At 73.0% G+C, this 24851-nt stretch carries 22 protein-coding genes and 1 riboswitch; of the genes, 9 read left to right on the top strand and 13 right to left on the bottom strand.

Annotation, left to right across the window (positions count from 1 at the left end):
• Positions 1–3: 3 nt before the first annotated feature.
• Entirely contained in the window at positions 4–1401 is a 1398-nt protein-coding gene (locus tag ACIQE0_RS15555; protein WP_366328691.1) for a nitrate/sulfonate/bicarbonate ABC transporter ATP-binding protein, read from the top strand.
• Between the two features lie 37 nt (positions 1402–1438).
• Here ACIQE0_RS15555 and ACIQE0_RS15550 read toward each other — a convergent pair whose 3' ends face one another.
• The 3 genes from ACIQE0_RS15550 to ACIQE0_RS15540 all read right to left on the bottom strand — a co-directional run bounded on the left by ACIQE0_RS15550 (position 1439) and on the right by ACIQE0_RS15540 (position 3949).
• The gene (locus ACIQE0_RS15550; RefSeq protein ID WP_402332181.1) at positions 1439–1858 is read right to left on the bottom strand and encodes an ArsR/SmtB family transcription factor; all 420 of its coding nucleotides are present in this window, start codon (positions 1856–1858) and stop codon (positions 1439–1441) included.
• A gap of 99 nt (positions 1859–1957) precedes the next feature.
• Positions 1958–2215: a hypothetical protein gene (locus ACIQE0_RS15545; RefSeq protein WP_402332178.1), complete on the bottom strand. Its 258-nt coding sequence runs from the start codon at positions 2213–2215 to the stop codon at positions 1958–1960.
• Between the two features lie 81 nt (positions 2216–2296).
• Complete coding sequence (locus ACIQE0_RS15540; protein ID WP_402332175.1) at positions 2297–3949, bottom strand: NRAMP family divalent metal transporter; 1653 nt, start codon at positions 3947–3949, stop codon at positions 2297–2299.
• Positions 3950–4251: 302 nt separating this feature from the next.
• Positions 4252–4425: riboswitch (M-box (ykoK) riboswitch) on the bottom strand.
• 506 nt (positions 4426–4931) lie between these two features.
• Between ACIQE0_RS15540 and ACIQE0_RS15535 the strand changes: the two genes are divergently transcribed.
• Entirely contained in the window at positions 4932–7649 is a 2718-nt protein-coding gene (locus ACIQE0_RS15535) for a SpoIIE family protein phosphatase (protein WP_402332173.1), read from the top strand.
• Between the two features lie 70 nt (positions 7650–7719).
• Here the strand turns inward: ACIQE0_RS15535 and ACIQE0_RS15530 are convergent, their stop codons facing one another.
• The gene (locus tag ACIQE0_RS15530) at positions 7720–8388 is read right to left on the bottom strand and encodes a TetR/AcrR family transcriptional regulator C-terminal domain-containing protein (RefSeq protein WP_402332170.1); all 669 of its coding nucleotides are present in this window, start codon (positions 8386–8388) and stop codon (positions 7720–7722) included.
• Positions 8389–8513: 125 nt separating this feature from the next.
• Here ACIQE0_RS15530 and ACIQE0_RS15525 point away from each other — a divergent pair, with 125 nt between their 5' ends.
• Positions 8514–8978 (top strand): hypothetical protein, encoded by a 465-nt coding sequence (locus ACIQE0_RS15525; protein ID WP_402332167.1) that lies wholly within the window; start codon positions 8514–8516, stop codon positions 8976–8978.
• A 92-nt stretch (positions 8979–9070) separates the two neighbouring features.
• Here ACIQE0_RS15525 and ACIQE0_RS15520 read toward each other — a convergent pair whose 3' ends face one another.
• Entirely contained in the window at positions 9071–10405 is a 1335-nt protein-coding gene (locus ACIQE0_RS15520; protein WP_402332164.1) for a serine hydrolase domain-containing protein, read from the bottom strand.
• Positions 10406–10776: 371 nt separating this feature from the next.
• Here ACIQE0_RS15520 and ACIQE0_RS15515 point away from each other — a divergent pair, with 371 nt between their 5' ends.
• Complete coding sequence (locus ACIQE0_RS15515) at positions 10777–11568, top strand: SDR family oxidoreductase (protein ID WP_366328707.1); 792 nt, start codon at positions 10777–10779, stop codon at positions 11566–11568.
• A gap of 46 nt (positions 11569–11614) precedes the next feature.
• On the opposite strand, the gene ACIQE0_RS15510 is transcribed toward ACIQE0_RS15515, so the two are convergent.
• Together ACIQE0_RS15510 and ACIQE0_RS15505 are read right to left on the bottom strand one after the other, a co-directional pair.
• Entirely contained in the window at positions 11615–12628 is a 1014-nt protein-coding gene (locus tag ACIQE0_RS15510; RefSeq protein ID WP_402332160.1) for a RimK family alpha-L-glutamate ligase, read from the bottom strand.
• A 202-nt stretch (positions 12629–12830) separates the two neighbouring features.
• On the bottom strand, positions 12831–13136 hold the full coding sequence (locus tag ACIQE0_RS15505) for a metalloregulator ArsR/SmtB family transcription factor (RefSeq protein WP_366328711.1): 306 nt from the start codon (positions 13134–13136) through the stop codon (positions 12831–12833).
• A gap of 88 nt (positions 13137–13224) precedes the next feature.
• Between ACIQE0_RS15505 and ACIQE0_RS15500 the strand changes: the two genes are divergently transcribed.
• Positions 13225–13545 carry an NIPSNAP family protein gene (locus tag ACIQE0_RS15500; protein ID WP_366328713.1) on the top strand — a complete coding sequence of 107 codons (321 nt, stop codon included), beginning with the start codon at positions 13225–13227 and terminating at the stop codon, positions 13543–13545.
• A gap of 58 nt (positions 13546–13603) precedes the next feature.
• Here the strand turns inward: ACIQE0_RS15500 and ACIQE0_RS15495 are convergent, their stop codons facing one another.
• Entirely contained in the window at positions 13604–14770 is a 1167-nt protein-coding gene (locus ACIQE0_RS15495; RefSeq protein ID WP_402332155.1) for an acyl-CoA dehydrogenase family protein, read from the bottom strand.
• 103 nt (positions 14771–14873) lie between these two features.
• Here ACIQE0_RS15495 and ACIQE0_RS15490 point away from each other — a divergent pair, with 103 nt between their 5' ends.
• Entirely contained in the window at positions 14874–15746 is an 873-nt protein-coding gene (locus ACIQE0_RS15490) for a hypothetical protein (RefSeq protein WP_402332152.1), read from the top strand.
• A gap of 168 nt (positions 15747–15914) precedes the next feature.
• Here ACIQE0_RS15490 and ACIQE0_RS15485 read toward each other — a convergent pair whose 3' ends face one another.
• Entirely contained in the window at positions 15915–17789 is a 1875-nt protein-coding gene (locus tag ACIQE0_RS15485) for a hypothetical protein (RefSeq protein ID WP_402332149.1), read from the bottom strand.
• A gap of 293 nt (positions 17790–18082) precedes the next feature.
• Here ACIQE0_RS15485 and ACIQE0_RS15480 point away from each other — a divergent pair, with 293 nt between their 5' ends.
• Genes ACIQE0_RS15480 through ACIQE0_RS15470 form a run of 3 tightly spaced genes read left to right on the top strand, consistent with a single transcriptional unit; the run spans position 18083 to position 20393 of the window.
• Positions 18083–19141, top strand: a complete 1059-nt coding sequence (locus ACIQE0_RS15480) for an NAD-dependent epimerase/dehydratase family protein (RefSeq protein ID WP_402332147.1) — start codon at positions 18083–18085, stop codon at positions 19139–19141.
• Positions 19138–19350, top strand: a complete 213-nt coding sequence (locus ACIQE0_RS15475; RefSeq protein WP_402332144.1) for a hypothetical protein — start codon at positions 19138–19140, stop codon at positions 19348–19350. The genes ACIQE0_RS15480 and ACIQE0_RS15475 overlap by 4 nt, the downstream gene beginning before the upstream one ends.
• A gap of 14 nt (positions 19351–19364) precedes the next feature.
• Positions 19365–20393, top strand: coding sequence for a mevalonate kinase (locus tag ACIQE0_RS15470; protein WP_402332141.1), 1029 nt, complete (start codon positions 19365–19367; stop codon positions 20391–20393).
• Positions 20394–20414: 21 nt separating this feature from the next.
• Here ACIQE0_RS15470 and ACIQE0_RS15465 read toward each other — a convergent pair whose 3' ends face one another.
• The 4 genes from ACIQE0_RS15465 to ACIQE0_RS15450 all read right to left on the bottom strand — a co-directional run bounded on the left by ACIQE0_RS15465 (position 20415) and on the right by ACIQE0_RS15450 (position 24840).
• Positions 20415–21527, bottom strand: a complete 1113-nt coding sequence (locus tag ACIQE0_RS15465; protein ID WP_402332138.1) for a radical SAM protein — start codon at positions 21525–21527, stop codon at positions 20415–20417.
• A gap of 186 nt (positions 21528–21713) precedes the next feature.
• Positions 21714–22565 (bottom strand): carbohydrate ABC transporter permease, encoded by an 852-nt coding sequence (locus tag ACIQE0_RS15460; protein ID WP_402332135.1) that lies wholly within the window; start codon positions 22563–22565, stop codon positions 21714–21716.
• Entirely contained in the window at positions 22562–23542 is a 981-nt protein-coding gene (locus ACIQE0_RS15455) for a carbohydrate ABC transporter permease (protein WP_402332132.1), read from the bottom strand. The genes ACIQE0_RS15460 and ACIQE0_RS15455 overlap by 4 nt, the downstream gene beginning before the upstream one ends.
• A 5-nt stretch (positions 23543–23547) precedes the next feature.
• Complete coding sequence (locus ACIQE0_RS15450) at positions 23548–24840, bottom strand: extracellular solute-binding protein (RefSeq protein WP_402332129.1); 1293 nt, start codon at positions 24838–24840, stop codon at positions 23548–23550.
• Between the last annotated feature and the right edge of the window lie 11 nt (positions 24841–24851).

Here is a 24851-nt window from a genome sequence, read left to right as displayed (position 1 = left end):
GCCGTGGACCCGGACACCGCCGGGGGCGCCAGCGCCCGCCCGGCCGACGGCGAGGTCCTCCTCGCCGCCCGCGCCCTGGCCAAGTCCTATGCCGGCGCCGGCGGGGAACTCCCCGTCCTGGCCGGTATCGACCTGGAGATCCGCACCGGCGAGATCGTCGCCCTGCTCGGCCGCTCCGGCTCGGGGAAGTCCACCCTGCTGCGCTGCCTGGCCGGTCTGATCCCGGCCGGCTCCGGCAGCGTGGTCTACCGGGGCGAGCCGCTGTCCGGTGCCAACCCGGGCAGCGCCATGGTGTTCCAGACGTTCGCCCTGCTGCCGTGGCTGACGGTGCAGCAGAACGTCGAACTCGGGCTGGAGGCCCGGGGGTTGCGCCGCGCCGAACGGGCCGCGGCGGCCCTCCAGGCGATCGACCTGATCGGGCTCGACGGCTTCGCCTCCGCCTACCCCAAGGAGCTGTCCGGCGGGATGCGCCAGCGCGTCGGCTTCGCCCGCGCCCTGGTCGTCGAGCCCGACGTGCTGATGATGGACGAGCCGTTCTCCGCCCTCGACGTGCTCACCGCCGAGAACCTCCGCGGCGAACTGCTGGAGCTGTGGGAATCGGGCCAGTTCCCCACCCGTGCCGTCGTCATGGTCACCCACAACATCGAGGAGGCGGTGCTGATGGCCGACCGCGTGGTGGTCCTCGACGCCCGGCCCGGCCCCCTCAAGGCCGTCTTCGACATACCGCTGGCGCGCCCCCGCGACCGCGGCGCGCCCGCGTTCGGCGCCCTCGTCGACCGCCTGTACGGCGTGATGACCGGCCGCGCCCAGGAACCCGGGCCCGCCCTGCTGGGCCGTCCCGGCCCTCAGGCCGGCGGCCCCGGGCGCCCCACCCCCGCCAACACCCCCTTGCCGCAGGCCGGGGTCGACGGGCTGGCCGGTCTCGCCGAGATCCTGGCCCGGCACGGCGACCGCTGCGAGCTGGCCGACCTGGCCGACGAACTCGGGCTGGAGGTCGACGACTTGCTCCCGATGGTCGACGCCCTGGAACTGCTCGGCTTCGCCGTCGTCCACGGCGGCGAGCTGCTGCTCACCCCGGAGGGCAGCGGCTTCGCCGACGCGGACGTCCAGGACTCCAAGAAGATCTTCGCCGGCGCGGTGCTCGACGCGGCCCCGCTGGTCCGGCTCATCGTCACCAGCCTCCAGCGCCGGGAGGGCACCCTGCGCGCCGGCTTCTTCCGCGACCTGCTCGCCCACCACTACACCGGCGAGCAGATCGCCCAGCAGTTGGAGACCGCCACCGACTGGGGCCGCTACGCCGCGCTCTTCACCTACGACGCCGGCCCCGAGCAGTACACCCTCGACGAGGGCGGGGCCGCTTGGGACGTCCGGCCGCCCCGCGCCGCGGCCCCCGCCGGCTGACCGGCCGACGCGCCGCGGCCCGGGACCGCAACGCCCGTCAGCCGCCCGGCGCCGGCCGCGGACGCAGCCGGCCGCGCACCGCGCCCCGGGCCACCACCGCCTCGTCCGCCGCGGCGGCTGCCACCGGAGCCCCCTCGGTGACGCCCGCCGCCGGCGGCGCCTGCGCCGCCACCACCGCGCCCTCCAGCAACGTGCGCACATGGTCGCCCGCGACCCGGTAGAAGATCCTGGTGCCCTCCCGGCGCGAGACCACCAGCCCCACCGCCCGCAGCCGCGCCAGATGCTGCGAGACCGCGGCGACATGCGCACCGACCAGCTCGGCCAACTGCCCCACCGCGTACTCGCGTTGGGTCAGCGCCCACAGCACCCGGAAACGCGTGGTGTCGGCGACGGCCTTCAGCACGGCGACGGCCTGCTCGGATCTCTGGTCGGCATCGGGTGGGACTTGGGCATCCATGAAGGGAGTTTAACGACTGGCGCCCGCAGACAGCACGGGCCGGAAGACCTCTGTCCGCGCTGCCGGATGCCGGTGTCCGGTGCCGGTGTCCGGTGCCGGTCACGCCTCGGGCCGCCACCGGGCCTCCAGTCGGCGCCGCCCGTCGGGATCGGTGACGGTGTGCCAGTGGGCGCGCGGCCGCCGGGGAGTGCGCCGCGCCGCCTGCCGACGGACGGGCGGCGTCGCCACCGCGTGCAGCGCGGGACTGTCGGCGGCGCCCCGGGCGATGCGCGCGACGACTTCGCGCAGGACGGTCCGCAGGGCCGGTCCCGCGGACGGCCGCAGCGGACGGATGTGGATCGCGGACAGTACGGACATGACGCACTCACCTCCGTGCGGATGACTGGCCTCCGGGGCGGCGGTCGGTGGGCGCGCCGCCCCGGAGGCGGTCCGTGGCGCTCAGTGCCCCAGGGCGAGTTGGACGATGCGGACGGCGACCAGGACCATGGCGGCCAGCAGGTAGGTCCGCAGGGCGGTGAGGCCCACCTTGCGTCCGGTGGAGAGGATCGGCTTGGGCAGGTGGTCGAGCGGCGGCATCCGCCAGTCCTCCTTGCCCGTGCGGTCCACGGGCGTGGCCAGGGCCCAGCCCTTGCGGCGCCGGCGGGCCTCGGCGTAACCGAGGGCGAGGATGCCGGCGACGCCGCAGACGCCCATGATGTCCAGGATCGCGTCCGAGCTGATGTGGGGGAAGAGCACGGCGGCGGTCAGGATGATGGACAGGGCGACCAGGACGGCCACGACGACGGACGTGAAGGCGTTCATCGCCCGCCCGTTGACCCACGGGCCGAGTACCGCCTTGTCGTTGCAGAGCAGCAGCAGGAAGACCGAGGCGGAGGGCAGCAGCACCCCGGCCAGGGTCTGGACGCCCTCGGTGAGCAGGCCGAGCGGGGAGCCGGGGATGACCACGATGACCGCGGCGGCCAGGATGAGCCCGGCGAAGACGGCGTAGAAGCCCTTGGCGCTCCGCACGCCCCGGTGCAGCGAGTGCTTCAGGCCCATCACGTCGCCGATGGCGTAGGCGGTGGACAGGGAGACGGCGGAGGCGCCGATGATGGAGGCGTCCAGCAGCGCGATGGCGAACAGCACCCCGGCGGTGCGGCCGGCGTACTTCGTGAGGCCGGCGGCCACGTCCTCGGCGTCGGTGAAGTGGCCGAACTCGCCGTGCCCGGCGAACGCGGCGGCGCAGAAGCCCATCATCGCGGCGGCGCCGACCACCACCACCACGATACCCAACCACAGGTCGGCCTTCTCGTAGCCCATGAAGCGCGGGGTGATGCGCTTGTCGATGACGTAGGACTGCTGGAAGAACAGCTGCCACGGGGCGACGGTGGTCCCCACGATGGCGATGATCAGCAGCATCACGTCCGAGAGCTGGGAGTGCTGCGGCAGGCCCGGGACGACGAAGTCGTGCGCCATCTGCGCGGCCGGCGGGTGCACCAGGAAGTAGATCGGCACCAGCAGCAGCGATCCGGCGCACAGGGCGATGGCGGTGCGTTCGAACCGGCGGAACGAGCCGGTCGACGCGGCCAGCACCACGATCACCGCCGCCAGCAGCACGCTCGGCACCTTCGGCAGCCCGAGGTAGCCGACCGCCAGGGTGATGCCGATGAACTCGGTGACGATGGTGAGGGCGTTGAGGAGGAACAGGTCGATGACCGAGAACGCGCCCCAGAACTTCCCGAACCGCTCCAGGATCAGCCGGGCGTGCCCGACCCCGGTGACGGCGCCCAGCCGGAGCACCATCTCCTGGTTGACGTAGAGCACCGGCACGAGCAGCAGCAGCGTCCACAGCAGGCTGGTGCCGTAGTTCTGGCCGGCCTGTGTGTAGGTGCCGAAGGCGCCGGCGTCGTTGTCGCCGACCATCACGATCAGGCCCGGGCCGACGATCGCGAGCAGGGTCTTGAGCTTGGCGGACAGGCCGCGGCGGGGCGCGGTGTCGTCGTGCCTGATGGTGCCGAGCGCACCGCGGATGTCGCCGACGTGCGCGTCGTCGAGGACCGCGGAGGCGGGCTTCGGGGCGGGCGGGGCGGTGGTGGTGGACAGATCGGTCATGACAGCCTCCCGGTCCCCCGGTCTGGGGGAGGTTCGGGGCACGCGGCAGCACCGTTCCGCGGGCGGGCGGCCCGCGCCCGGGCGGCATGGAGCCGCACCGGTGCGGACTGCTACGGGGCGCGGAAGCGGGCGCGGGGAAGAGGGGTGTTATCGCGTGCCGGAGGTCAACGAGGACATGCGGATGCGGGGCCGACTGTGGCCCGGACTACTGCAATGGCCGTCCATGTCTCTCGCCTCCTCACGGCCGGGGCGCCAAGGGCGCCATGACGGACACGTCAAGGAGCGGACCGGCCGCATGGGCCGGCTCACCCCAACTCGTCAGAGCTTTGGCACTCCACGGCGTAATCCCCTTGCCGGGGCAGCCACTTGGGGTCACCCCTTAATCCGGGGAGACCTGTCCTGAACCTGGGCGTCTCTCGACGTCGTGGGGTCAGTGGCCTGTGTCCGTGCAGACGCCTCACCGAACGAGGTGCCTTCGAATTTCTCGAACGTCCAGCAGCATACCGACCTACTTGCGCATCGACGCAAGTACTTGACCGAACCTTGACGCCGGCACACACCGACGAACCCGGCGCGCACACCGCACGGTTGGACCTCCACGCAGGTCAACTGCCCCTCATTGTCCGGGAGTTGATCGTCGTTTCCTGGCACGCCGTCATGCGCCGGGAGCCCCCGGCGGGGCCCACGCCTCCACGGAACGGGCCCGAGCCGCCCGCTCCCCTCCCCCGCACGGGCCGCCGGCCTCGCCGCGCGGGCCCGCCACGGCCAGGCACCCCGCACCGGCCGCGGCCCCGGGCGTCCGGCGGGCGCGACGCGACGGAGCGCGCTCAGCACGAAGGGCCGCCCGGTCACTGTGGGTAGTGGGCCGCCCGGTGTCCGTCCACGGGCGGGCTCGCCCCGTCGGCAGGCGGGCCGGCCGGAAGGCGCCCGCACGGGGCAAGCAGGGCGGCAGGCCCGCCCGGGGAGTGTTAGAAATAGCAGCATGGCCGCAGGGTCCGGCCGCTACCGGCGCACAAGAGGACGGTCACTGACCGAACGACGCCCGCAGAGCGTCGCGGGGCAAGTCTTCCTGCTCCAGCTCACCGTGGGACTGCTGATCGTCCTGGTCGCTCTGGCGGCGCTGCTGCTGACCTCGCGGCACGACGCCGAGCAGGCGGCCCGCAGCCGCTCGGTGGCCGTCGCGGAGACCTTCGCCCACTCCCCCGGGCTCACGGCCGCGCTGCGGTCCCCCGATCCGGCGAAGGAGCTGCAGCCCCTCACCGAGGCGGCCCGGAACCGCGCGGGCGTCGACTTCATCGTCGTGCTCGACACCCATGGCGTCCGGTACACGCACCCGCAGCCCGGGCAGATCGGCAAGCAGTTCATCGGCAACATCGGTCCCGCGCTGGCCGGCCGGGTGCAGATCGAGAACGTGACCGGCCCGCTCGGCCACGAGGTGCAGGCCGTGGTCCCGGTCACCGATCCGCACGGCTCGGTGGTGGGCCTGGTGTCCGCGGGGATGAAGGTGGCGAGCGTCAGCCGCGCCATCGCCGGCCATCTCCCGGTGATCTTCGGGATCAGCGGCGCGACGCTGGCGCTCGCCACCGCCGCCACCGGGGTGATCACCACCAGGCTGCGGCGCCAGACCCACGGGCTGGGGCCGGTCGAGATGAGCCGCATGTACGAACACCACGACGCGGTGCTGCACGCCGTCCGGGAGGGCGTGGTCATCGTCGACGGCGACGGCCGTCTGCTGCTGGTCAACGACGAGGCCGCACGGCTGCTCGCCCTGCCCGGGGACGCCGAGGGACGCCAGGTGTCCCAGCTGCCCGACCTCGCCCCGGGCCTGGCCGAGCTGCTGTCCTCGGGCCGCAGCGCCACCGACGAGATCCACCAGGCCGGCGGCCGGCTCCTGGCGGTGAACCAGCGGCCCACCGACCCCGACGCCCCCGGCATGGGGACGGTCGCGACCATCCGCGACTCCACGGAGCTGCGGCTGCTCTCCGGGCGGGCGGAGAGCGCCCGCGAGCGCCTGGGCCTGCTCTACGAGGCCGGGGTGAGCGTCGGCACCACCCTCGACGTCACGCGCACCGCCGAGGAGCTCGCCGAGGTCGCGGTGCCGCGGTTCGCCGACTTCGTCACCGTCGACCTGGCGGCGCCCGTCCTGCACGGCGACGAGCCGGCCGGGGGCGGCGCCCACCAGATGGTCCGCTCCGCGGTGCACGGCATCCGCGAGGGCCTCGCGTTCTTCCCGCCCGGTACGCCGATCACGTGGGTGGAGGCCACGCCCCAGGCACGCGGCATGGTCAGCGGCCGCTCGGAGGTCGTGCCCGACCTGGCGGCGACCCGTGCCTGGCGGTTGCCCGACCCCGAGGGCGCCGAGGGCATCCTGGCGTACGGCATCCACTCGCTGATCATCACGCCGCTCAAGGCCCGCGGCATCATCCTGGGCGTGGCCAACTTCTGGCGCGCGCAGAAGCCCGAGCCGTTCGACGACGAGGACCTGTCGCTGGCCGAGGAGCTGGTGGCGCGCGCCGCGCTGAGCATCGACAACGCCCGGCGGTACACCCGGGAGCACGCGCTGGCGGTGACCCTGCAACGCAGTCTGCTCCCACGCACGCTGCCCGAGCAGAGCGCGATGGAGGTGGCCCACCGCTATCTGCCGGCCCAGTCGGGGGTGAGCGGTGACTGGTTCGACCTGATCCCGCTGTCCGGGAGCCGGGTGGCGCTCGTGGTCGGTGACGTCGTCGGCCACGGGCTGCACGCCGCGGCCACCATGGGCCGGCTCCGCACGGCGGTGCACACCTTCTCCACCCTCGACCTGACACCGGACGAGCTCCTCGGCCACCTCAACGACCTCGTCGACCAGATCGACCAGGAGGAGGCGGACACCGGCAGCGGCACCGCCATCACCGGCGCCACCTGCCTGTACGCGATCTACGATCCGGTCACCCGGCGCTGCGACATGGCCCGGGCCGGCCATCCTCCTCCGGCGCTCGTCCACCCCGACGGCACCGTGGAGTTCCCCGACCTGCCGGCCTGCCCGCCCCTGGGGGTGGGCGGCGTGCCCTTCGAGACCGCGGAACTGCGCCTGCCCGAGGGGACCCAGATCGTGCTCTACACCGACGGGCTGGTCGAGGAGCGCACCCGGGACTTCGACGAGGGCATGGAGCTGCTGCGCGGGGCGCTGTCCCATCCGGGCCGGTCGCCGGAGGAGAACTGCCGGGCGGTGCTCGACCGTCTGCTCCCGGACCGCCCGCGGGACGACGTGGCGCTGCTGATCGCCCGCACCCGTGTGCTCGGCCCGGACCGCGTCGCCGGGTGGGACGTGCCGTTCGATCCGGCCGCGGTCGCGGGGATGCGTTCCCGCATCGCGGACAAGCTCGCCGAATGGGGCCTGACCGAGGCCGTTTTCGCGACGGAGCTGGTGGTCAGCGAACTGATCACCAATGCGATCCGGTACGGCTCGCCACCGGTGGCGGTGCGGCTGCTGCGGGACCGCAGCCTGGTCTGCGAGGTGGCCGACGGCAGCAACACCTCGCCGCACCTGCGGTACGCGGCATCGACCGACGAGGGCGGCCGCGGCCTGTTCCTGGTGGCCCAGCTCACCGATCGCTGGGGGACCCGCTACACCGCGCAGGGCAAGGTCATCTGGGCGGAGCAGCCCCTGCCGCCGCCCCTCCCGAACAGCGGGGACGGGGGCGGGCCCGCCGCGCCGTAGCGGAACCGGTTCCCGCGTCGACCGGGGCGGAGCCCAACGCCCGTCGTGCGGCGTCGACTTGGGCGGCCGGTCAGCTCTCGGTGCGGCGGGCCGCGTCGAAGCCGGCGAGCATGGCCTCCAGCGCGAAGTCGAACCGGGAGTCGGCCCCCGAGCGCGGCCGTTCGGTGCGTGCGGCCGCGGTGAGCAGGGGGAACTCGTCGGGGTCCAGGTCGAGCAGCGGGTGCAGGTGGTCGGTGGCGGTCCGCCGGTCGTCGCGGCGGGCGGGGTCCGCCTCGGCGGCGACGTGCCCGACGACGAAGCCGGAGATGGCGTAGAGGACGTCCAGCGCCCGGTCCAGGGGGAAACCCGCGGTGCGCAGGGAGGCGAGGGCGTTCTCCATGGCTTGGAGGTTGCGCGGCGTGGTGGCCGGTCGGGACACCACCAGCGGGACCACGTGGGGGTGCGCGAGCAGCGCCGTGAGCAGGGCGTCCGCGTAGTCGCGCAGGTCGGCGCGCCAGGAGGCGGCCTGGAAGCGCGGCGGGGCGACCTCGGCGAAGACCTGCTCGACCAGGCCGTCCAGGAGGGCGTCCTTGCTGGCGACGTGGTGGTAGAGGGTCATCGCCTCCACGCCGAGTTCGGCGCCGAGGCGGCGCATCGACAGGGCCTTGAGGCCCTCGCGGTCGGCGAGGGCCAGGGCCGCTTCGAGGACGGACTGTCGGGTCAGCCCCGCACGTTGACCGCGGGTCCGGTTGCCGGGCATCGGGCCCGCCCTTCCCGTTTGACGATACTTACGGCGTAAGTCTAGCGTGAGGACACCGACTTACGTCGTAAGAATCGGGGTGCCGCGGATGGGTCGGCGCCCGAACGGGAGACAGAGGAAGCGTCTTGACTACGATCACGACTCCCCGTGCCACCCGGCCCGGTCTGCGCGCCAGTTGCGCGGGGCTGGTGCTCACCGTGGCCGCCACGCTGGCCCCGCTCGTCGACGTGGCCACGGCCGACAGCCTGACCGCCCATGTGCGGGCCGCCTACCCCCGCTGGTCCGCGGCCCTGGTGGCCGCCGACCGGAACGCCATCGTCACCTACCTCGCCGTCGTCGGCGCACTGGGCCTGCTGGCCTGGTCGTGGGCGATCCTGGGCATAGCCAGGCGCAAGCACTGGTCGCGCGGGCTCGTCACCACCCTCTTCGCCCTGGGACTGACCACCGCCGCCTTCGACCTCACATTCTCGGAAGGCGCGTACGCCCAGGTCATCCCGCGCCCGTACGGGCTGCTGGGCATGCTGCCCGTGGCGGCCGGGCTGGCCGCGGTCGTGCTGGTGTGGCGCCGGTCGCCACAGGCGCGCGGGTGAGCGTCGAGCGGTCGTGACGTGCGTGCGGGGTACGTCCGGCGCACCCCGCACGTCGACCACTCGGCCACCCAGTCGCTCAGTCGCTCAGTCGCTCAGTCGCTCCGGACGAGCGTGCAGGGGTGGCTGAGGTAGTTGCCGAGCCAGCCGTCCCCCTCACCGCTCTTCATCGCACGCGCCGCACCGGTCAACCTCCCCTCCGATCCGCCGAGTTCGAGCAACAGCAGCGGGCTGTCGATCCGGGCGTCGGCGGTCGGCAGCTGGAGCGGCACCAGGGTCCGCACTCCCCAGTCGGCCGAGGCCCGGCCGGCGGCGGTGGCCTCCCCCACCCCGTCGAGCCGCACCGAGACCTGCTGCCCGGCGAGAAGGGCGATCCGGAGCGGGAGGTCGCCCTCGCGCGTCTCGATCCGGCCGGTCCAGCTCCCCTCCGGCAGCGTCATCGGACGGTCGGTGGCGGGGATCGCGCACAGGCCGGCGGGATCGAAGCCCGGCGCCAGGCGCTCCAGGAGGTGGTGCAGGATCGCGTTGCGGGCCGACTTGTCGGTGCTGTTGGTGAGGACGGCCAGCGAGAGCTCCCGCTCCGGGACCCGGACCACCATGGTGGCGACCCCGCCCATCCCACCGCTGTGACTGTGCAGCACCGGCCCGGGGCCGGTCGACACGCTCCAGCCGAGCCCGTACCCCTGTGCCGGGTCGATCGGCACCGCGTCGTACACGGCGGTCGCCGTCTCCGGCCTCAGCAGCGTGGCGGAGTGCTGCGCGAACAGCGCCACGTCCGTCGCCGTCGCCCAGGCGTCCCCGGCGGCCGGATGGCCGGACCGGCAGACCGGGTAGGCGCGACCGTCGACGGTGTACCGCGCCGCGGTCGGCCCCGAACCGCGGTACTCCGCCCCGACCTCCAGGCTTGCCAGGCCGAGCGGCTCGGCGACCCGGGCCCGGATCTGCGCGTCGACGTCGCCGAGGAGCGAACCGAGCGCGTCATAGCCGAGGTTGGCGTACTCGAAGCCGCTGCCCGGCTCGCGGTAGAGCCGCTCCGCGTACCAGCGCGTCGGGATCGACGACGCCCCCTCGCCGTAGTGCCAGTCGTAATGACCGCCGAAGCCCCCGCGGTGCTGGAGCGTCTGACGGATCGTCGGCGCGCCGCCCGGTCGGCCGTAGTCGCCCGGCAGCGGCGCGTCCAGGTCCAGCAGCCCCTCGTCGGCGGCGGAACAGATCGCGGTCGCGGTGAGCGGCTTGGTGATCGAGGCCAGCCGGTACACGGTCTCGGCGGTCGCCCTGCGCCCGGCCTCCCGGTCCGCCATGCCGTACGCCTCGGCGAACACCACCGCACCGCGCTCCACGACCGCGACGGAGGCCGAAGCACAGCCGTGCCGCTCAAGTGCCCGGGTGCAGAACTCCGCCACGCCGTCCATCGCGTCCCCCTTGATCACTGATCCGCTCCGCGTCACCCTAGCCAACGGCCGCCGGGCGGAGGCCGGCAGCACTCATGGGGCGCACGACCGGCGCTGGCTTATGACCGCACGCGCCCTGTTATGCCCGCCTTCACGTCCTGTACCTTCTTTGCTCAGTAGATTCAGCAGCTTCAGCGGCATTGATACTGACGGTCGGCGCGGCCTGGTAGGGAACTGCCGCCCTCCCCCCACCGGTGCGGGTGGTGGTGCCACGTCGGCGCGTCAAGTCCGGCCTGTATCCATCGAGTTCCCTCCGCCGGGCTCCGTCTGCCGGGCGCCGTGCGCGCAGGCCAGGGGCGCGGTCCGGGACATCTGCGTACTCCCGACCGGGAGACGAGGGGAGATCACCTGTGGCTGACCGGTCCTACCCCTACCGCACCGCGCTGATCACCGGTGCCTCCAGCGGCATCGGGACGGCCCTGGCCCGGCAGTTGGCGGCCCGGGGCGTCGCTCTGGTGCTCGTCGCCCGCCGCGCCACGCGCCTGGAGGACCTGGCCGAGGAGCTGCGCCGCGCCCACGGCGTCGACGTGGAGACGCTGCCGGCGGACCTCACCGACCCCGATCGGCTCCACCGGGTGGAGACCCGTCTCACCGACCCGGCCAAGCCGGTCCAACTGCTGGTCAACAACGCCGGTTCCGGGGCGGCCGGGGTCTTCGCCGACCTCCCCGTGGACGGCGAGGAGGCCACCCTGCGGCTCAACGCCCAGGCACCGGTGCGGCTGACCCGCGCCCTCCTGCCGCGCCTGCGGACGGAAGGCCACGGCGGCATCCTCAACGTCTCCTCCCTCACCGGCCAGTTGCCGTCGCCCTCCCTGGCCACCTATGCCGCGACCAAGGCGTTCCTCACCCACTTCTCGGAGGACCTCGCCATCGAGAACCGCGGTTCCGGCATCCACATCACCGCGCTTCTGCCCGGCTTGACCAGGACCGACTACTTCACCTCGAACGGCTTCGGCCCCGCCCGGATGCCGGGATTCCTGTGGCTGGGCGCGGAGCAGGTCGCCGCCGCCGGGCTGAAGGCCGTCGCCGCGGGCAACCGGCGGTGCGTACCCGGGGTTTCCTACAAGGTCGCGACCGCCCTCCTCACCGTCACCCCGCCGCCGCTCAAGCGGACACTCGGACGGTATCTGTGGCATCGGTGAGGTGCCCCGCCCCGGGCGAGGTGGGTGCGACGGGTGGCGAAAGGTCCTACGGAACGGCCGAGGTGGTCGCGTCCGCGGTACCGGAACTCCCCTTCCGCCCAGGGGTGTCGGCGCTGCGGTCGGCGCCTGTTCGGGTACCCGTGCTCGTGCCGGTCAGGAGCCGGTCGACGAACGCGGTGACGGCGGGCAGCACCGTGGTCATGCGGGGGCGCCAGCCGGGCACGGCGTTGACTTCGCAGAGGGTGTGTCCGCCGTCGGCGGTGAAGAGCAGATCGACCCCGGCGATGCTCAGGCCCAGCGCCGCGGCGGCCCGGACCGCCAGGGCCTCCGCCTCGGGGTAGCGGCCCAGGCAGAGTTCCGCGGAGCCGCCCCGGGCGAGGTTGGCGGCGAGGGAGCCGTCGTGGGAGGTGCGGATCTGGGCCGCGACGGGCTCTCCGTCCACGACGAACACCCGGAGGTCCCGCCCGTGGGAGGGGGCGACGTACTCCTGGAGGATCAGCGGCACGTCCTGGGCGAGGCTGCCCGCCAGGGCCCGGAGCAGGTCCGTGTCCGGAGCGAGGAACACATGCGCCCCGTTGCGTCCGTTGATGGCCTTCACCACGCACGGCTCGGGCACCTCGGGACTGCGCACCACGCCGACGAGGGGCGCCGTGGCGTACGACAGGGAGTCGGGCACGGGGAGTCCGGCGGCGGCCAGTTCCTGGAGCTGCCAGACCTTGTTGCCGCAGCGCTCCTGGGACGCGGCCGAGTTGACCACGATCGCCCCCATGTGCTCCAGCTGCCGGAGCAGGGTCAGCTCGCGGTGCTGCGTCATGGTGCCGGGAGTCTGCCGCACCAGGACGACCCTGGGTGGCGGGATGTCCTGGCCGGCGAAGGTCTGCAGCACCAGACGGCCGTCCCGTACGCCGAAGAGGAGTTCGTCGGTCCGCCAGACCGCGAAGCGCGGGCCGTAGGTCTTCCTCAGCGCCGCGGCCAGTACCGCGGTCGCCTTCGGCAGCGGCGCCGGATGCTCCCGGCCCAACACCCACACCTCGGCAGGCGCTTCGATCGCCGATGCCATCCCACACGCTCCTCTCCCCGACGTGGCCGCTGAGGCAGGGGAGGTCTTCTCCGCTGCCTGATCAACGACACCCCAGACTGGCACGGGCAGCCGGCCGCCGGGGCGGATTCCGCGTCCTCGGTCTGTCGGCTGCGAGGCTCGGCGCCCTCCTCCGGGGCGGTGCCGGACTCGCCCCGCCCGTGGGCGTGCGCCCCGCGCGGCCTCAGCCGTCCGTGTCGAGGCTGAGCACGGTGTGCAGCAGGCCGGGGAACCGCTCGTCGAAATCGGGGCGCAGCGAGACCCAGCAACGGGTGCCCTCCGGGCGGCTGCGGGCGATGCCGCCCTGGCGGAGCTTCTTCATGTGGTGGCTCAACGTGGACTGGGCGACGCCGAGATCGAAGTCGCCGGCCGGGTGCTCCCGGCCGTCGGTCAGTACCCGCACGATCGCCCGGCGGGTCGGGTCGGCCAGCGCGGCGAGGGCGTCGGAGAGCGTCACCGAGGAGAGTTGCGGGTGATCGAGCGAGCGCATGGGGCCAGTGTAGCCACTTCATCGATAATCGACGAACATCGATGTATCGTGGAGAGCGAGACATCGCAGGCGAACCGGGAGGGGCTTCATGATCGTCGACCATCGCGTGTACACCATCCAGCCCACGCGGGTGGCGGACTGGGTCGCGCTGTACCGCGAGAAGGGCTACCCGCTCCAACAGCACCATCTGGGCCGGTGCGTGGGCTGGTACGTCCCCGTGGAGGGCCGCCTGGACCAGGTCGTCCACCTGTGGGCGTACGAGGACCAGGCCGACCGGGAGCGCCGCCGGACCGCGCTGTACGCCGACCCGGAATGGCAGGCGTACCTCGCGGAGATGAAGCGCGAGGGCCTGGTGCTGAGCATGGAGAACCGGATCCTCGCGCCGACCGACTTCTCCCCCGTGCAGTGAACCCGGCGGCGGCCTGGCCGCCGCGGAGGGCGGCACCTTCCGTCCACCGGTGGGGTGTTCAGGCGTCCAGACCGCCGCGTTTCACCAACTGGCCGGCGATCACGTTGCGCTGGATCTCGTTGGTGCCCTCGCCCACGATCATCAGCGGCGCGTCGCGGAAGTAGCGCTCCACGTCGAACTCGGTGGAGTAGCCGTAACCCCCGTGGATGCGCACCGCGTTGACGGCGATCTCCAGGGCGGTCTCGGAGGCGAAGAGCTTGGCCATACCGGCCTCCATGTCCACGCGGCGGCCGGCGTCGGCCTCGCGGGCCGCGTAGAGGGTGAGCTGACGGGCGGCGGTCAGCGACGTGGCCATGTCGGCGAGGTAGTTGCCGATGGACTGGTGCTGCCAGATCGGCTTGCCGAACGACTCCCGCTCCTGGGCGTAGGCGAGGGCGTCCTCCAGCGCCGCCCGGCCGACGCCGAGGGCGCGGGCGGCGACCTGGAGCCGGCCGGTCTCCAGGCCCGTCATCATCTGCGTGAACCCCTTGCCCTCGGCGCCGCCCAACACGGCCTCGGCCGGCGCCCGGTAGTCCTCGAAGGACAGCTCGCAGCTCTCCACCCCCTTGTAGCCGAGCTTGGGCAGGTCCCGGGAGACGGTGAGGCCGGGGCCGTGCTCGACGAGGAGGATGGACATGCCCCGGTGCGCGGGCTCGGCGTCCGGGTCGGTCTTGCAGAGCAGGGCGATGAGCTGTGAGCGGCGGGAGTTGGTGATCCAGGTCTTCGATCCGTTGACCAGGTAGCCCGCGCCGTCCTTGCGGGCGACGGTGTGCATGGCCTGGAGGTCGGAGCCACCGCCCGGTTCGGTCAGGGCCATGGTGGCGCGGATCTCGCCGGTGGCCATCCGCGGCAGGTAGTGCCGCCGCTGCCGCTCGGTGCCGAAGCGCAGCAGGAGTGTGGCGACCACGGTGTGGCCGCCCATCGCGCCGGCCAGGCTCATCCAGCCGCGGGCGAGTTCCTCGGTGACCAGGACGTAGCAGGGGGTGGAGACGCGGGTGCCGCCGTACTCCTCGGGGACGGCCAGGCCGAAGACGCCGAGCCGCTTCATCTGCCCGATCAGGGCCTCGGGGTAGGTGTTGCCGTGTTCCAGTTCGCGGACGACGGGCTTGACGTCCCTGTCGACGAAGTCCCGCACCGTGCGGACGATGGCCCGCTCGTCCTCGGAGAGTGCGTCGAGAGTGCTCATGGGTGACATGCTCCTCGTTGATCGGTGGAGGGTGGTCGGGTCGGCGGCCCGCCCCGTCCGGCTGATCACACCAGCCCGCCGCGCCGCATGGAAGGACGCAACGATGCCCAACTCCCGGTCCCCGTTCGGCTCCGCCCTCGATGCCTGGCAGCCGGAACCCGTCACCGGCCAGGACCCCTTGCATCCCGGGCCGGTCGACGCCGCCTCCGCGCTCCTCGATCTGCCCGCGGCGGCCGCCGCGGCCGGCGATCCGCTGCCTCCGCTGTGGCACTGGTTCTTCTTCCTGCGCTGGCCCGCCCAGCGGGAGCTCGGCCCCGACGGGCACCCGCTGGAGGCGTCCTTCCTGCCGCCGGTCCCGGACCGGCAGCGGATGTTCGCCGGCGGACGCTGCGAGATCGTCGAGCCGCTGCGGCTCGGCCGGCCCGCGGAATGCGTCAGCAGCCTGGCCGCCGTGACGCCCAAGCGGGGCCGCACGGGAGAGCTGCTGTTCGTCACCGAGCGCCGGGAGTACCGGCAGTCCGGGCGCCGGTGCCTGGTCGAGGAGCAGGACTTCGTCTACCGGTCGGGCCGCAGCACCGACCCGCAGCACCCGACCGCGCTCGACGACGCGGCCGGCCCCGCGGCCGAGGGCCCCTGGCAGCTGCCGCTGCGCCCCGATCCGACACTGCTGTTCCGGTTCAGCGCGCTGACCGCCAACGCCCACCGGATCCACTACGACGCGCCGTACTGCCAGGACGTGGAGGGGTATCCGGGGCTCGTCGTGCACGGGCCGCTGCTGGTGCTGCTGATGCTGGAAGTCGTCCGCCGCAACGCCCCCGAACGCCGGGTGCGCACCCTGGCGTACCGGCTGCGGCGCCCGGTGTTCGCGGGCGAGCGCCTCCTGGCCGACGGCGCGCCCTCGGACGGGCGGGCCGCCCTGCGCATCGCCACGCACCGTGCGGCGCGGCACGCCACCGCCGAGGTGGCGTTCGCCTGAGGGCCGAAGGGGCGTTCGTCGAGAAGGGGGCGGTCTCCTCCGGGGCCGCGGGGCCGGTCCCTGGTGAGTGCAGGGCGCACGGCGGGGCGGTTCCGGGGTCGGGGCCGCCCCGCCGGGTTCCGGGCCGGCGGCCGGGGGGAGTTGGGCCGGCCGCCGGGCGCCGCGGGGTCAGACCTCCAGGGCGAGATGGATGCCTTCGTAGGCGAGCCACTGGGCGTGGGTGTGCAGCCCGTAATGGAGGTCCGTGGCGGGCTTCCAGCCGGGTGGGGGCGCGGGCCAGGCAGGGGCGTCGGGAGTGGTGCGGGGCGCGGGTGACGCCGGTGGTGTCAGGGGGACCGGGCGGACGGCGGTGCGGACCGCCTCCGCCACCTCGGCGGTGGTGATCGGGGCGTCCGCCAGGCCGGTCACCGGCTCGGTGGGCGGTGTGCGGAGCAGTGCGGACAGGGCGGTGACCAGGTCGCGGGTGTGCAGGGGGCGCAGGGTCCCGGCGGGGTCGTCGAGGGTGAGGGGGTAGCTGCGCAGGGCGTCCCAGACCAGGCGTCCGATGCGCGACTCGGGCGGGCAGCCGGGGCCGTAGAGGTCGCCCGGCCGGAGGGTGAACTCCGCCGGGTGGCCTGGGACTTGGAGGGTGATCGTGGCGGGGGGTGCGGGGTTCGGGTGGGTGAGGGGGGTCAGGTCGAGGAGGGCGCCGGCGGGACGGTCTGGGTGGTCGTGCGGCCGGTGGGTGAGCGGGGTGACGTGGAATCCGGCGTCGGTCAGTCCGCGGACGAGGTGTTCCCCGAGCGGGGTTGCGGCGCCGAGCACCGCGACGGGGTGGGCGTCGGTCCGCCGGGCGTCGGTCCGCTGCGGGGCGGTTGTCCCGGGGCCGGTCTCGGACGGGGCGGACGTCGTGGGGCGGGCGGTCCGGCGGGGCGGGCGCAGGGCCTCGGCGGCCTCGCGGCCCGCCGCCAGGCCCGCCGTGGTGATCCGGGCCAGTGCGTCCCGCTGTTCCGCGATCCGTTCCTCGCTCTGGACGTAACTGATGCCTCCGGGGCCGACGGTGGCGAGTGCTTCGGCCAGCACGGCGGGGTCCGGGCCGGCGTCCGGAACGGCGTGGTTCCTGGTCGCGCCGGGGGCCGGAGCGCAGCGGAGGCCGTCGTTCCGGTGGACGAATCCCATCGTGAAGGCGGTGAGCCAGGCGCCCTGGGCCGCCTCGGGGGTGGTGGCTTCGGCCATTCGCAGGTTGGCCGGTTGGTGTCTTCCCACGCGGACGCCGACGCCCTCCAGATACTGCTCGCAGTCGAGGTGGAGCCAGTGGCCGGGACCGGAGGTCCGGGGAGCGCGCGGGTCGTAGGCGTTTCCGGCGTCATCGACGCGTACCGCGCACTGCGCCACGCCCTGTTTGAAGAACGGGAGTACCCGCAGGCCGGTCAGGCGGGCGGCTTCGTTCCCGGGAACGTCGTGCGGCAGAAAGCACACCGAACGGCGCGGTCCGCGGAAGGCATTGCCGGAGATGCTGCCGTGGTCCTCGTGTTCGGCGAGACTGGGCACCGAGACGTATGCCGGGATTCCGTGCGCCCTTAAGTAGCGGTTCATCAGGATGTCGTCGGGCCAGCTGTCGAGGTGGCGGCGGCCGAATGCGGCGTACCCGGCGGCGACTTGTCTGGGAAGAATGATGGCGACACAGGGAAAGTACTCATTGACCGCGCCCACCCACCGCGCGCCGGTCATCGCGCCAAAACGCACCGCGGCGCCGTTCCGGGAGTCCCAGAGCGCGAATAGCGCGAGAGCGGCGTCCGGCATCTGCGCAATCGCCTGCCGGGCGCGGGCGAAGAAGGTATCGGAGAGGATCATGTCGTCCTGGACGACGAGTTGGTGCGTGGCGCCGTCCTCGATCGCCTCCCAGGCGCACAACGCGGTCCGCAGTACGGACGGTTTGCCGGCCGGGTCCGGGTCCATGACAACGCGCAGGGCCCCCGGTGGAGCGGAGCTCGCCAGCCGTTCGGCCGCCGCTCGGCGTTTGGGGTGGGTCATCACGGCCCCGCTCAACCGATAACGCGTCATGAATTCCTCCGGTTCGCCGCTTTTCCGGCCCGTCGGTCTTTTGCACCGCACCTGATCGATCCGGCACACGTGAATCCGGACAGTACGGCGGTGTGCGTATAGCCCGCAAGACTGCCGAAATGGCGCTCTGGCCACCGGAATCGGCGCCGGACATGCTGACCGCTGGCCCACGCAGGGCCGGCTCGTGCTCCGTTATGCGAAGAGAGGGATCCATGCCCGGAACGCTGAACGGAAACAGGAACGTCGGGGGAAACGGCAATACGAGCGGTAATGGCGGCGCCGGAGCGGGGACTGTGGCGCACGGCGTCTTCGAGGAATCGGTGGCGGCCCGGCTGGAGAAACTCCGGGATTCCCGGGTGGTGGTGACCGGCGGTGCCGGACTGGTCGGCAGCCGGCTGGTCCGGCTGTTGCGCCAGGCGGACGCCGAGGTGACGATGCTGGACCGGCTGGACGCCTATCCGGACGATGTGCACTCCTCGCTGTTCGGGGCCGACCGCCTCGGCGCGACCTTGGTGGTCGGCGACATCTGCGACCGCGCGGCGGTGCGCCGGGTGCTGGCCGGCGCCGACTACGTGGTGCACGCCGCGGCCTACGCCGATGTGGCCGCGTGCACCCGCCGGCCCGACATCGCCTTCCGGGCGAACGTCGAGGGCACCCAGGTGGTGTTGGAGGAGGTCGCGGCCTCCGACGTGCGCCGGCTGGTACTGGTGTCGTCGGCGGCGGTGTACGGGAACGGCGACCCGGCCGTGCAGGGCCCGCAGGTGTTCCACGAGGACCAGCGGCTGCTCCCGGTGTCGGTGTACGCCAACTCCAAGCTCTGGGCGGAGCATCAGACCCGGTTGCTGCTGAGCGGCCCGCAGACCCCGGAGTACGCCGTGCTGCGGTACTTCTCCGTCTACGGCGATCCGCAGGTGCCCAAGCCGGGCAGCCACTCGTGGATGGTCGCATGGCTGTCCATGCAGGCTCGGCTGGGCCGCCCGATGCGGCTCAACGGCGGCGGGGTGCAGGTGCGCGACCTCGTCCACGTCGAGGACGTGGCGGCGGCCACCGCGCTCGCGCTGGTGGAGGAGGGGATGGCCGGGGCGACCGTCAACGTCGGTACCGGTGTGCCCACTTCGGTCCGCGCGGTCGGGGAGCTGATCGCCCGCCACTTCCCGCGGGCGGAGTTCCGCACCACTCCCCTGCCGGAAGGGGACCCGCTCGGCGGCTACGCGGCCACCGAGCAGTGCCGCGAACTGCTGCGCTGGGCACCGCGGATCGATGTGCGGGCGGGTGTCGATCGGTATGTGCGCTGGCTCTCGAACACCCCGCGGGCGCTGCCGAGTTGGCTGTCCGAGCAGCCCGCGACATGACCTGTCCCAACGGGGACGCCACCCACCGCTTCGCGCTGTGTTTCGTGGCCCGCCGCTGGTCCGGGGAGCTCTCCCCGGGCCGGGACGAGGTGGTCCGCGCGCGGTTCCGGGCGCTCGGGGATCCGCCCCGAGCGCTGCATCCGCCCACCGCTGTGGTCCTGGAGAGGTTCCGGGAGTTCAGCCCGACCGGAAGGTTCCAGGCCCGATGAGTGGAGGGACGAGAGTGACGGAAGCGGAGGAAGGGGCGGCATCGGTGCACGGCATCGTGCCGGCCGTGGGGCGTGCGGTGGTGCCGTGCCGGGCCTGTCTGTCCGGGGAGGACCTGGACTGGCTGGGCGGTAGGTCGGTGAGCCTGGCCCTGGACCTGCCGACCTCGGTCGTCGTCGGCCCCCTGGGTGCCGCGGTGCCGGCCGGCGGCGGGGCCGGGTCCTGGGCGGACGAGGTGTGGGCGTTCCTGCGCCGCCGGCTGCCGGGGCTGGGCCCGCGCCCGCCGGCCGTGACGGCGCGCAGTCAGGCTCCGGCGGCCAGCGGCCTGTCGTCGTCGACGGCGCTGATCGTGGCGCTGTTCCGGGCGTTCACCCAGGCCGCGCTGCCGGCCGGCGGGGACGGCGGGGAGTGGCCCGTCCCCGCGCGGACGCTGGCCCAGTGGGCGTACGAGTTCGAGTTCGCGATCTTCAACGGCGGGGGCATGGACCACCTCGCGGTCATCGCGGGCGGATTGCTCCTGCTCGACGGCCGGACCACCGGCCTGCCGGAGATCCGGCACCGGACCGCCTTCCCCGACGAGTGGGCCGTGGTGGTGCTGGACTCGGGTACCCGGAAGGACACCAGCGACCACATCCGGTCGGTGCGTGCCCAACTCGCCGCCGGGGACGCCCGGCTCGCCGCGTACCGGAGGCGGTCCGACGCCGCCTCCGGCGCCGTGTGGGAGGCCGTGCGGGACCGTGATCTGGCCGCCCTCGGCGCGGCGATGAGCGAGGCGCACAGCGCGATGCGGGACCTCCAGCGGATGTCCACGCCGCTGCTGGAGGAGCTGCGGTCGCTGGCCCTGCGGACCGTCGGGCTGCCGCTCAAGCTGAGCGGGGCCGGCGGGGGCGGGGCGCTGGTCGGCGTCTGTCCGGCCGCCGACCGGGCCGAGGTGGTGGCGCGGCTGCGGCGGGCGCTGGGCCCGGCACACCCCCGGGTGCGGGTGATCGAGGCCCGGGCCGCGGCGGGCCTCGCCCCGGAGGTCGCCGCGGCGCCGGCCCCGTAGGCGCGCCCTAGTGCCGCGGCACTAGATGAACGGGTCGTAGTCCGTGCCGGGTTCCGGCGCGGCCACCGTTCCCGCCGCCGTTCCGGCCCCGATGCTGTCGAGTTCGAGGTTGGAGCGGTGGCGGGCGCAGTGGAAGCGGCAGTCCCGGCTCGGGTCCACGATGCCGCGGTCGGAGGTGCGCCAGATGTCGGGGAGCGACTCGGTCACCGCGTCGCCGATCCGGGCCCCGGCGTTGCCCCGGTGGTAGGAGCAGACGTACACCCCCGACGGGGTCACCAGGGTCCGCAGCTCGGCGACCCGGCAGCGGTGGTAGTCCTTCTCCTGGACGGGGCCGACGCGGTTGCGCAGGGACGTCAGCGTCGAGGAGTTGACGACCTCGAAGCCGTCGCCGGCCAGGACGGCGGCCTTGGCGAGCTGCTCCTCCACGGAGGCGAGGAGTTCGTCCGGGACCTGGATGACGTGGTGCCCGTCGTCGAACATCGCCTTGGTCTCGAAGTAGTCGCAGCCGATGTCGTGGGCGAGTTCGGCGGCCTGGAGGACCTCGTGGTGGTTGCTGACGACGGTGCCGTCCGGCTCCTGGCGGGTCATGACCAGGAACGAGTAGCCCAGGGCGCCGCGCTTGGCCTCGGCCAGCAGCCGCATGTTGCCGATGACCTTGTCGAAGACGCTGCGGCCCTTGCGGTCGGGGCGGAAGCGCCGGTACGTCTCGCTGGTGCCGGCGTCCACGGAGACCCGTATCCAGGAGGCGTAAGCGGCGAGTTCGGCCAGGTTCTGCTTGATCAGGGTGCCGTTGGTGACCACGCCGATGGCGATGCCGGCCTCCCCGAGGGTGCGCAGCACCCGGCGGGTGCCCCGGTGGGCGAGGGGTTCCCCGCCGCCTATGAGGACCACCGCCCGGACGTCCATCTCCACGAGTTCGCGGGCCAGTTCGGCGAGCCGCTCGGGGGTGAAGCGGCCCTGGTTGAGCAGCTTTCCGCTGATGCACTCGGGGCAGGCCAGGTCGCAGAAGGTCGTCGGGTCCAGGTCCACGACCAGGGGGCCGCTGGAGCGGGTGCCGGTGGCGGCTTCGAGGATCCGGGGCCAGCCGGACGGCTGGTACAGCTTGGACACCAGGTCGAGACGGTCGTACGTCACGGGTTCTCCTGCGGGGTCGAAAGGTGCGGTCTCCCGGCGGCGCGTCACGTCCGCCGGTCGTGCGCGTGCGACATGGCTCTGGGGCGGCATGCCCGTGGCAGGGGTGGGAGCGGTGAACGGGTGCCGGCCGGGCGGTAGTTGGCTTCCGCACCGCTCAGGGGAGGCCGCCGGGCCGTCTTCGGCGGCTCATCCCTTGACCGCGCCGGTGGTCAGGCCCGCGGCGATCCGCCGTTGGACGAGGGCGAAGAAGACCGCCACCGGGAGCGCGGTGAGCGTGGCGCCGGCCATCAGGCCCCCGTAGTCGGTGCCGAAGCTGGTCTGGAAGGACATCAGCCAGATGCTGAGGGTCTGCTTGTCGTTGCTGGACAGCAGGACGTAGGCCAGGACGTACTCGTTCCACGCCTGGACCAGCGCGTAGATGGAGGTCGCCACCAGTCCGGGGGCGAGCAGCGGCAGGACGACCCGGCGGAAGGCGCCCAGCCGGGTGCAGCCGTCGGTCATCGCGGCCTCCTCCAACTCCACGGGGACGGCGGCGATGAAGCCGCGCAGCAGCCAGACCGTGAACGGCAGGGTGAAGACGAGGTAGGTGAGGACGACCCCGGTCAGGCTGTCGGTGAGTCCGGCGTCGCTGAGCAGCAGGTACACGGGGATGATCAGGCCGGCCAGCGGGATCATCTGGACGCCGAGGATGACCAGGACCAGGGCCTTGCGGCCGGCGAAGGAGAAACGGGCGAGGGCGAAGGCCGCGAGGGTTCCGACGAGCAGGGAGACCAGCACGGTGCCGACGCCGATCAGCACGCTGGCGCGGACGTTGTCCCAGAAGGTCGGGGTGCCCAGGGCGCGGCGGAAGTGCTCCAGCGTCAGGTGGTCGGGCCAGAAGTGCGGCGGGTCGGCGTGGATCTCGGTGGCCGGGCGGAAGGCGGTCAGCAGCATCCAGTAGAGCGGGAAGGCCATCAGCGCGCTGAAGGCCAACCCGACGGCGTTGGCCGCCGCGCGGCGCCGGCGGCGCGGGTTCCCGGCAGCAGGGCCTTTGGTCACTGCGCCGCTCCCAGGTGGAGGAGTTGGCGGACGTAGACGACGGCGCCGACCAGCAGCATCAGGACGGTGAGGACGGCGATGGCGGCGCCGGCGCTGTAGCGGTTGACGGCGAAGGACTCGATGAACGAGTAGACGCCGAGCAGGTAGTACTCCTTCTCGGGTTGGCCGCCGCGCATCAGCCAGATCTGGTTGAAGACGCCGAAGTCCCAGATGGCGCTGAGCGAGGTGACCAGGACGGCGGTCGGTTTGATCACCGGCCAGGTGACGTGCCGGAACAGCTGGCGGGGGCGGGCGCCGTCGACCAGCGCCGCCTCCTCCAGCTCCGCGGGGACCTGGCTGAGGGCGGCGTGGAGGGTGAGGGCGGCGAAGGGGACGGCGCCCCACACCACCACGCCGGTGATCACGGTGAAGCCCTGCCAGGGGTTCTCGAACCAGTTGTGCTTGCTGAAGTCCAGTCCCGGCAGCAGCCCGAGGAGCCAGTTGACGACGCCGTAGTCGGCGTCCGACAGCCAGCGGAAGATGGAGGCGGCGACCATGACGGGCATGGCCCAGACGGCGACCAGGACGCCGGTCATCGCGGTGCGCACCCAGGGCGCCACCCGCCGCATCAACAGCGCCACCAGCAGCGAGATCACCATGGTGGCGACCACACAGGCCACGGTGAACAGGGCGGTGCGGCCGACGACGGTCCAGAAGAAGCCGTCGGAGAGGATCGAGCGGTAGTTGGTGAGCCCGGCCCAGGGCGGCGCGGCCCCGGAGAACAGCTCGCGGCGGGTCATGCCCTGGAAGGACAGCACCACCAGGTCGACGAGCGGGTAGCCGAGGACCGCGGCGAGGGCGAGCACCGTCGGGGCGATCAGCAGGTACGGCAGCAACCGCCGGCGGACGGTGTGCCGGGCGCGGGGGGCTGGGGCCGCCCGGCCGTGCCGCGGTGGGCGGGTGGGGCCGGGCGGACCCGGCAGGTCCAGGGTCGGCACGGCGGTCAGTGCTCGTTGATCACGGCGTCGATGCGGCGGTCCGCGGCCCGTGCGGCGTCGGCCACCGACTGCTTCCCGGTCGCGATGTCCTGCAACATCTCCGGCAGGACGTTGGATTTCTCGACGGCTCCCCAGCCGGGGGCCAACGGGGTCACCCAGCCGCGTTCGGCGGCCTTGGCGGCGGGTCCGTTGATGCCGCCGGCGGCCACCTCCTTGAGCTGGGCGGTGTTGTTGGGCAGGGTGTCGACGGCGATCAGCCGGCGCTGCGAGGTGCGGTCGGTGAACAGCCTGATCCAGTCCTGGGCCAGGTCCTGGTTGCCGGACTTGGCGGGGATGGCCAGGGTGGAGCCGCCCAGGAACGGCGGCAGCAGTCTGCCCGACGGGCCGGGGAAGGCGAACGTGCCGAACTTCCCGCGCAGCGCGGGGTCGCCGCCGGACCTGCTGTCCGTCGCGGCCTTGGCCTCCCAGGTGTTGCCGTAGAACATCCCGACCTTGCCCTGGCCGACGACCGCCGGTTCGTCGCCGTTGTCCTTGGAGCGGTCGCCGGTGTAGTAGGCGTCGAGGAGTTCCTTCCACTGCGTGAGCCCGGTGACGGAGCGGGCGGAGGAGAGGGTGCCGTGCCAGCGGCCGCCCGTGCGCCGCGCGATGTCGCCGCCGGCGTCCTTGACGTAGGCCATCGCCGCGTTCCAGTAGCGGCCGGGCATGTAGAAGGCGGAGAAATTCTTGTCGGCGGTGCCGAACTTCGCCTTGAGCTTGTCGAGATCGGCACGGAGTTCCGGATAGCTGCGCGGGGCCTGGTGCACGCCGACCTGGGCGAGGAGATCGGTGCGGTAGATCCCCACCCGGGCACCCACGTAATACGGCACGCAGTAGGTCTTCCCGCCGTCCTGGCAGGCGTCGCGAAGCGCCGGGAGCCATTCCGCGGAATGGTCGAATTTCGCCGGATTTACGGTGCTGAAGGCCCCGTTGACGAGGTAATTGGTGGTCTCGCTGTTGCCCATCTCGACCACGTCGGGGACTTTCCGCCCGGCCAGCGCGGCGTCGAGCTTCTGGTTCTTGGTGGTCCACTGCTGGTACTGCACGGTGACCTTGATCTTCGGATGGCTCTTCCGGAAGCGGGCGTTGACCTCGGACACCAGATCCGGCCAGCTCTCCTGGGCGTCCACGGTCAGCCAGACCGTGAGTTCGCCCGTCCGGTCCCCGGCGGCGACGGGTTTGCCGCCCCCGCAGCCGGCCACCGCGCCCAGCACGGCTATCGCCCCCAGGCCCGCCGCTATTCGGGAGATACGTTCGGCCATGATCTCCTCCG

The organism is Streptomyces sp. NPDC093097, from assembly GCF_044754325.1.
GTDB lineage: Bacteria > Actinomycetota > Actinomycetes > Streptomycetales > Streptomycetaceae > Streptomyces.
The sequence above is the reverse complement of the archived record's forward strand: the minus strand, read 5'-3'. Positions and strand labels throughout refer to the sequence as shown.